8 protein-coding genes and 1 pseudogene are annotated in these 8,170 nt (G+C 52.4%); 6 read left to right on the top strand and 3 right to left on the bottom strand.

The window, feature by feature from the left end; all coding sequences use genetic code 11:
- Nucleotides 1-126 precede the first annotated feature (126 nt).
- From brxC to C3451_RS21855, 3 genes and pseudogenes are all read right to left on the bottom strand, one after another.
- Nucleotides 127-2,358, bottom strand: a pseudogene (brxC, locus tag C3451_RS21865) (BREX system P-loop protein BrxC); the annotation flags it as partial.
- A 12-nt stretch (nucleotides 2,359-2,370) separates the two neighbouring features.
- Nucleotides 2,371-2,973: a DUF1788 domain-containing protein gene (locus C3451_RS21860; RefSeq protein ID WP_058675377.1), complete on the bottom strand. Its 603-nt coding sequence runs from the start codon at nucleotides 2,971-2,973 to the stop codon at nucleotides 2,371-2,373.
- On the bottom strand, nucleotides 2,970-3,587 hold the full coding sequence (locus C3451_RS21855) for a DUF1819 family protein (RefSeq protein WP_063851016.1): 618 nt from the start codon (nucleotides 3,585-3,587) through the stop codon (nucleotides 2,970-2,972). Before C3451_RS21855 ends, C3451_RS21860 begins: the two co-directional genes overlap by 4 nt.
- A 215-nt stretch (nucleotides 3,588-3,802) precedes the next feature.
- Here C3451_RS21855 and C3451_RS21850 point away from each other — a divergent pair, with 215 nt between their 5' ends.
- The 6 genes from C3451_RS21850 (at nucleotide 3,803) to C3451_RS24640 (ending at nucleotide 8,137) form a co-directional block, all read left to right on the top strand.
- A complete protein-coding gene (locus C3451_RS21850; protein ID WP_124304412.1) occupies nucleotides 3,803-4,204 on the top strand; it encodes a hypothetical protein in 402 nt (133 codons plus the stop codon).
- Nucleotides 4,205-4,528: 324 nt separating this feature from the next.
- Nucleotides 4,529-5,419, top strand: coding sequence for a hypothetical protein (locus tag C3451_RS21845; RefSeq protein WP_063851014.1), 891 nt, complete (start codon nucleotides 4,529-4,531; stop codon nucleotides 5,417-5,419).
- Between the two features lie 138 nt (nucleotides 5,420-5,557).
- On the top strand, nucleotides 5,558-5,752 hold the full coding sequence (locus C3451_RS21840; protein ID WP_001561320.1) for an AlpA family transcriptional regulator: 195 nt from the start codon (nucleotides 5,558-5,560) through the stop codon (nucleotides 5,750-5,752).
- A gap of 16 nt (nucleotides 5,753-5,768) precedes the next feature.
- Nucleotides 5,769-7,052: a ParB family protein gene (locus C3451_RS21835; RefSeq protein WP_063851012.1), complete on the top strand. Its 1,284-nt coding sequence runs from the start codon at nucleotides 5,769-5,771 to the stop codon at nucleotides 7,050-7,052.
- Nucleotides 7,036-7,593, top strand: a complete 558-nt coding sequence (locus C3451_RS21830; protein WP_032670637.1) for a DUF2857 domain-containing protein — start codon at nucleotides 7,036-7,038, stop codon at nucleotides 7,591-7,593. Before C3451_RS21835 ends, C3451_RS21830 begins: the two co-directional genes overlap by 17 nt.
- Nucleotides 7,583-8,137 (top strand): STY4528 family pathogenicity island replication protein, encoded by a 555-nt coding sequence (locus tag C3451_RS24640; protein WP_223862235.1) that lies wholly within the window; start codon nucleotides 7,583-7,585, stop codon nucleotides 8,135-8,137. Before C3451_RS21830 ends, C3451_RS24640 begins: the two co-directional genes overlap by 11 nt.
- Nucleotides 8,138-8,170 lie beyond the last annotated feature (33 nt).

The raw sequence follows: 8,170 nt of genomic DNA, 5'->3' as shown, positions 1-8,170 counted from the left end.
GCTTCGGCTTCGCGGAGAATACTGATGATCTGTTCATCGGAAAAACGCTTCTTCATGGGGATGTCCTCATGTGGCTTATGAAGACATTACTAACATCGGGGTGTACTAATCAACGGGGAGCAGGTCACTGTTCTCGATAACGTAACTGCAGGCTGCATCCACGATAGCTAACGGCGAAGAGGATTTCTTATCCAGCCGTTCGCCCAGCGCCCAGACATCAGCCTGAGCAAGCAAGCCTTCGATCTGCGCCTTCAGCGTTTTTTCGCGCATGCCATTTTCACGGCCTTTTTCTGCCAACAGCGTTGCCTGTTCAGGGCGCTGTCCGCTTTGCTTGCTAAGGAAGGCTTTGGTCTGCGCGTACATGGTCAGGTCTTGCCAGGTACGAGCCTCATCAGGCAGGCAAATTAAGATGCAGTCCTTACTGTCCGTCATCAGCAGACTATTAGAATGCGCCCCCTTATAGCTCTCGTAGTTCGAGTCCAGTGGCGTGAGCACTTTAACCACCAGATCGTTAAGATTCGCACCATCCAGCGGATGTCCGTTACAAAAACGACTGATATCAAAATCCTGCTTATTGGCTGGATAGCGATATCTTTTGTTCTTCAGGATCTCTTCGAAAATGATGGTTGAGAGTTGCTTATTGATGGTGGTGAATTCTACGTCAATATTGCGGATTTCATTTTCGATCTCTTTTTCTTCGTTAGTGAGGAAAACGAATTTGTCATCAATACGCGAGATCAGCATCTCAGCCTGCAGACGATTAAGACTGGCTTCAATCTGTCGACGGAGTTCCACTTTATCAGTATCAATACGCTCAATAGAGAGCGTGACGAGATTATCGAGCGTACTTTTCAGCACATCAACGTAGCGGATCAGGAACAGCGTCTTTAGCAGTTTGCCGTCAAACTCCGTCAGTGACGGAGACTGGCAGGCCTGAATAATAGTGCGGCTAACTGCAGGTTCCAGGAAGCTTTCAATCGCTGAATAGAAACGCCAAAACGGTACCAGACTATCCAGACCATCGGCAGAAATCTGGACGGCTGCCGACTGGAAGGCATCCAGCAGAGAACGCTCCCCCATTGCCAACTGCTTACCAGCCGCCCCTTTGGTACGAATGGATTCAAAGACCTTTTGCAGGATCTGGTAATGCCACGGTACAAACGGATAGTTATCCACGAACTCGCGGCTGTTTGTATAGGCTCGCAGTGTAGCTGTCGTTGTCGTGTCAAACGCCAACTGGTTACGCAGAATATCGCCTTTTTCCTGCCAGATAGTTTCCAGCTCCGGTATTGCCGCATCGGTTTTCACCAGCAAACGTTTCTGAATAACTTCTGAGGTATTCGAGCTGGAGAGTTGTAAGCGCGTTGAGAAACGCCCCTGAATCTTGGAGAAATCCTGACCATCGCGACTGCTCATACCGCCAATGGCAGCATTAATGTCAGCCTGGGAGGTCACAATCACCCATGCGCGTCCGCCACAAATAACGCCCAAGTTTTCGGTGATGGTTTGCAGCTTCAGCATCATCTGTGCATCTTTACCAATGAACTGCCCAACTTCATCGACCATAAACAGAATGTTGCGGTTGCCTTGACTATCCAGCCACTCTTTAACCCACGTACAGAAATTTTTAATATCCAGTGGGAAGTTCTTATCAAGTTGTTCGATCCACTGGCGAGAAGACTCTTCACTCTGGCCTGTAGCAACACTCAGCGCCTGAGCCATCTGATCGTTTATCATCAGATAAACATCACGTTCATCTTCCCAACGAGAGCCGGTGATGTCCGCAAAGGCGGCTTTAAAGGTATCAAACTGTCCACGCTTATCGAGCTCACGTTCCAGGTGTGCAATATGCGGGAAGTCCCCACAATAACCAGCCAGTTCGTTAAAAACTTTTAGAAAGACTTTGAGGATGGCATCCACGCCATCTTCAACATTCGCACGTGAGTCAATATTGAATAGAACGACATCAGTCGGATGCTGAACCGATTTCCGAATATCGGCCAATAGCAGTGCATCATCAATTTTCTCTTCAAAGAAGGAGAGCGCATTACGCGTGACGCCATTGTGGCTAACTTCGCGGTTCGCCAGCAGATAGGAAAGGATCTTAATGAAGTGTGATTTACCGGATCCAAAGAAGCCTGAAACCCAGACGCCCATTTTATCGGCAAGCTGTAATCTCCCTGGTCCAGTAGCTGGGGCATAGACTTCAAAGAACTGACGCAGGTGGCCATCGAGCTCCCGAGTGATAACGTACTCATCCAGTTCTATCCAGGCGCTTTCGTCGTCGGTCTGCTCGGCTTTAACCACGCCGTTAATATTACGTTTTAGCGGTTTCTCAAAAATTTTTTCTATATTCATTGCTGTCGTCTTTTAACGAGGAGTCAAAGTCGCCGCAGGTCCGGTTTCTGGTACCAGTCTGAAGGCGCGGTAATAGTTACGCGAGTTAATGCCTGAGAGTGGAGAAAGATCATATCCACTGTAGGTGCCAGGATAGAACATCAGCAGTGGTGTAAACCCCATCACGTCCTGAAGTGCGCTCATAAGCTCATGACCGCGAACCAATGGCCAGGCGTTACCGAGGCCCGTCAGAATGACAAATTGCTGTGCCGGAAGATCGACCGTACGCGCAATATATTCCGCGATTTTTTTTTGGCTCAGCGGGGCTGCCAGATGCTTTTTCAGTGTCTCAAGGCCAAGCTCAGGCTCTCGCTGGCAGATACGGTCAAAGAGCTTACGTTCTTCAAGCATATCGATGATGACCTGGAAGATATTGAGTGTTTTATAGGTATATTTTTTATCCAGTTTTTTGAATAAAAAGTGTAAATACTCGCGGACCTGAAGCTCCTGCTTCGCCGGATAGTCAAAGATCCAGAAGCCAATCTCGTTGCCGGAGCCTTGGTTTTTCAAAAAACGGTCGTCGCCGATACGTTCTTCTAACTGTTTTAAACGATATTCAAGGATCGGATCATTCATGCTTTACCCTCCAGAACAGGAAGCAATTCGGCTTTGTTTAAACGATGCAAGGCCGTTGCAACATCTGGTAGAAGGAAAACGTTTTGTAAGTTCCGGCGGCGTGGGCTATCCAGGTAACCTGCTTCTGCCAGTGCCTTAATCAGATTGTTACCCATTTTTTGGATAGATGAATCAGAGAAAGCAGCCAGCTCCGGGTGCAATCGCAGATTCTCATCCACAAATTCACTCCAGCAGTTCATACCAAGTTTTTCTTTAAACTGTTGACGAGCCGGATTTACAACCTCAGCAATAAACTCTGCAACAATTGGAGACTGGATCATCAATGCAACCAAAAGCATTTGTAGACGTTCGCTTTCACTGCCATCAGCAATCAGTTTCCAGCCCCCCCGATCCAAGGTCATTAATCGCAGCCTTAAGGTTCGGGCATAACGATTTGCAGTGCTTGTGGAGGAAGCCTGAAGAATATTTTCATTGATTATTTGCTGCTGCCAGGTCGCTTCATCTGGTTCAGAAAGCAACAGTTCAGCAATGGTTCGGCTCTCTCGGACCATCAACGAACCGCCCAGCAGATCGCCAATCCAGCGTTTGTCATTTTTTATCATGGTGTTTGTCATCAAAAATCCGGAATGCTGCTCGCAAAAATCAAGTAATGATTGTAATCGGCATGCAGGTGATATGCCATGGCTAGGATCAGAACAAATGGGTGATTTATTGATGATGACTATCGAGTGATCCTGATCATAGATTTAGAGCGCAGTTTCCGGTTTGATGCCTTCACGAAGGCCTCACACTGAGTGAGTTTAAGAAAAGTAACTGAAGGTAAGCTTAGATGTCGAAAGCCAATAATCCGGGATTTGTCTTATCACCTTACTCCCAGAAAAAAATCCTTAAAGCATTAGGAACTCACCAACAAAAGACCGACTCTTCTGCTAAACGACATGGGAAACCGACTCGCTTTAATATTGCGACCAGCGATTACGATAATCTCGTTAGCGGCGAGCACGGTCCGCTGATACTAAAAGTCCGGAGGGGAAAAATCGTCACCGAAAAACATTACTGTGCTGAATGTCACAGTTACATTAGCCCAATCCGGGCATATGCCGACAGTAACTATGGAAAAGTGCATCTTTGTACACCTTGCCATCTTGCAGCGTTCAACCGTAGCTTTGGACACGCGGATGCTATGCCGCTCAAGTTGGATCATGCTCATGCACATAAGGGGAAATGGTAACGATGCTCCTACCAAGTGGTTTTAAAAATGCCCCTACCAACACAAGTTAATATTATGTTTTCAAAAAACTTTATATGTTTTATATGACGTATCACAGCAGCAATAAAGTAATCCCCCTCCAATACCCATCAGTGATCCTGTTGTAACTCATTACAGGAGCCGCACATTAACCATTAACTGATCAGAGCAGATATCTCCCAGATTATGTCTGAAAAGATCGTTAACTAAACTGGTCAGGTTAGTTGTTTTAGCAAAAACATCTCACACCGGTTTTCACAATCAACAAGCACTACACGCAACCAACAACACAAAAAGGAACACGCCATGTCCCCACACAAAATCCGCCAGGAGTGGCTGACGCTGGACGAGGCCGCAGAAGTCATCAGGCAGCACAACATCACGTTGCTGCCTGCAGACCTGATCCGTCATGCCCTGCACGGCGATCTGCCTCTCTCAGTCTACTTCCCCTCGCCCGTACTTCTGAGACCACTCAATCCTCCTTGCCGCTTTGCCTGCCGATTCAGCAAGCCGCCCTTTCCGCCTTCGCAATGCAACAAACCCGGCAACCGTAAAGTGATGGCGAACTCTCCGCCATGCAGACGCGACCCGACTTTGCAACTGACCACCAGCCATCTGTGGAATTTGCCGTTAATCGGCCTTGAGCGCCTGCTGCTCCACCAGCAACTGGCGAAAACGTTGAATCGTCCTTGCCCCAAAGATACCCACTGCTGCAACCAGATTGGCATCGTGGTCTGCGATGAGAACGACAGCTACTACCAACTCTGTTGCCGCAAATCGTTGCGGGAGCTTTTACTGGAACTGCTCGCCACGCAAAACAACCTTCAGGAAGAACTACACCTGCTGATTGGCCAGCTGTATGGCAATGGCCGCAATAACCTGAAATCCCGGCTCAGTCTGTCCGTCTGCTACCTGCAGGACACACTGCCTCCTGACGCACTGTTCGTCATCCGTCGCACTCATCTTGAAGCCTTCCTGACCCGTCATCAGCCGGAATCAAAGGAGCGGATCAGCTCCGCGCTTTCGCGTTTGCTGTGGCTGGCCTGCAAGCACAACCCGCAACTGGACGATGAAATGCTGGAGCATCCCTACAAACTGCTGAACATTTTCGAATGCTGGGCGCGTGAGGAAGGTATGCACCTGCCGCTGAGCGCCGAGACGTTGAAAACTGCACTCCAGCGCGGCGCACCGCCGTAACGCGGTCAACTAACCCTTTCAACTAACAACTCTCACTAACCCAGATAAGGATTTTTACTGCCTGGCAGGGACGCTGCTGCTTTGATAACCACGTCCATCGTGCTGATGTGAACGACTCTGGACACAGGAGGAATGGTTATGAATAGCGACAGATTTTTACGCTTACGCCAGGTGGAAGACAAAATCGGCTTCGGTAAATCGTGGATTTATCGACAAATCCAGCTGCAACAGTTTCCGCCGTCCATCCGACTCAATAGCCGCCACGTCGCCTGGCTGGAAAGCGAGGTGGATGCCTGGATCCACCAGCGCATCCGGCTTACCCGCGATGTCTGAATGCCGGAGGAAGATTATGTGCGCTTCACACCTGCTCAACCGCTGGCTTCACGGTGCCAGCACTACCGGAGAACAGGAGATAGTCCAGGTCAGTCTGGAGCAAATCCAGCCGTTCTCCCTCAATCCCCGTGTCACCCGCAATCCCGGCTATGACGTACTGAAAGCGTCAATTCTTGCCCGCGGGCTGGATAACCCGCCAGTGTTGACCCGTCGCCCCGGTGATGAAAAATATATGCTCGCCAGCGGCGGGAATACGCGCCTCGCCATCCTCAATGAACTGTGGCATGAGACGCAGGATGAACGTTACCACCGAGTCTGCTGGCCGTTCAGACCGTGGCCAGAAACGCTGTCACCGCAGCAAGGTGAAGTCCAGTGCCTGATCGGCCATCTGGCGGAAAGCGACCTGCATAACGGATTGATGTTTATCGAACGCGCGGAAGGGATCCTGCACCTGCGCGATCTTTACCTCGAGGCAGGTATTGAATGCCCGACGCAGCTGGCACTGGCGGAGCAACTCACCCGCGACGGCTATCCCGTCAGCCAGTCGCAAATCAGCCGGATGTTGCAGACCGTAGACTGGCTGCTGCCCTGCATCCCTAACGCGCTATACGGCGGCCTTACCCGAAAGGTTATTGATCGCCTGCTGGCACTGCGCAGCGCAGCTGAACAGGTCTGGGCAAAGCTGATGCCGCTGGAACGCCAGCCCGAATTTGCCGACCTGTTCAGCACCGCCCTTGTCACCTTTAACGGCGAGCCGGAAGCCGTGGTACCGCAACTGGTGCAGGACGAACTGCTTGGCGAGATGAGCTGTCGCAGCGGCATAAGCTGGAATACGCTGCTGGCGGAACTGAGCGACAGCCAGAGCAAGCGGCAGGCGCTGCTGGGGCCACCAGCCGAAAAGGTCCTCTGGCCGCCACCGCCGGAAGCGGAAAAAGCACCACTACCAGAGCCTGAACCACCGACTGAATCCGCTGTGCCCGATGAGCCAAGGCCCTCACCGCTGGTGAATACGGCCCGATCGTTGTTTGCCTACTGGGGACTGGACGCCTGTATCCAGCCTGACGACAGCGCTCCGGCCGGTTTCACCCTCGCGCCCTGCCACGATTTTCCCCACCCGGCGGCACAGCGCTGCTATCAGGTACTAGCCGCCCTGAATGGCGACACCAGCACGCCGATGCCCGCCCTCGAACTGCTGTTGTCGCCGGACTACGACAACGCTCAGATCCAGCAACTGATGCAGCTTATTAGCCTGTGCCGCCAGCGGCGGTTACGGGAGGTTCGCCATGACGCCCTCAGTTAACCAGGCAGTACTCACCCACATCGTCCAGGCGCTGAAGGAGGGACAGATCCGCTACTGCGAATCGCTCGGCTTCAGCCCGCAGGAGCTGTGCGAGCTGACGCGTCTTACCGCCGACGACATCCTGTTTCTCAGTAACAGCGCGGTACAGTTCATCACCACCCACATTGACCACGAGATGCTGGGCCGGATGCTGGCGAGGATGGAGCAGGAGCGGCTGTTCCAGCAGCGTCTGGAGGAAGCCCTGTCGCTCGGCGCTTCCATCGAATTCATCAACCACTACTTTGGCCTTTCCACGCCGGAGGTCTGCGCCCGGCGACGGCTGATTGGCCTGTTTGTCCGGCAAGGGCGCAACAATGCTCCGGATGAGCAGGTGGAGACGCTGGTGTGGAATGAGTGGCAGAAGACGGGCGTGAACAAGCTCGACTCACCCGAAGCGTTGACCGCCATGATGGCGATGGCCCGCGAGCATGACCTGTCGCTGACGGTTATCTGGAACCTGCTGCGCCAGTGGACTCAGGAGAAACTGCTGCATGAAGAGTGACGATCGGCTGCTGTTTCTCGGCAACCCGCAGCAGAGCGTGCCGAAGCGCCTGCTGCTGGCGCGCAACCTCTCCCCGCGCGACAAGTTCACGTGGCAACTGCTGCGCCTGCACGCCCGCGACGACGGCAGCGGCGTCTTCCCCTCCTACAACGAACTGCAGGGCTGGCTTTCCGACCAGCCTGAGGGCGAGAAGGCCTCGCGCAGTACCGTCAGCAACGCGCTGATGATGCTGCGGATCACCCGCTGGCTGAGCCTGTGCCAGCGGCTGCGGGACGAGCAAAGCGGCAGGATCACCGGCAACCTCTACGCCCTGCATGATGCACCACTGACTCATGACGATGCCTGTCGGATGGACAGCGAATATCTGACGCTGCTCACCGCCTGCTCCCGCCACCGCAACCGGCGTATCCGCAACATCGCCATCGTGCTGCTGCTCACCCTGCAACAACCTGTGGATAGTGGACGAACCTGCACTGAGTCTCCATTGAAGACCGCCCCTGGTCTTAATCGAGGACTCAGTAAAAATGCCCGAGTCTTCAATTAAGACTCAGTGATGTGGCGGGAGCTGGCGGGCAAC

Source organism: Enterobacter sp. 301B (assembly GCF_003850715.1).
Classification (GTDB): Bacteria; Pseudomonadota; Gammaproteobacteria; order Enterobacterales; family Enterobacteriaceae; genus Enterobacter; species Enterobacter intestinihominis.
The sequence above is the reverse complement of the archived record's forward strand: the minus strand, read 5'-3'. Positions and strand labels throughout refer to the sequence as shown.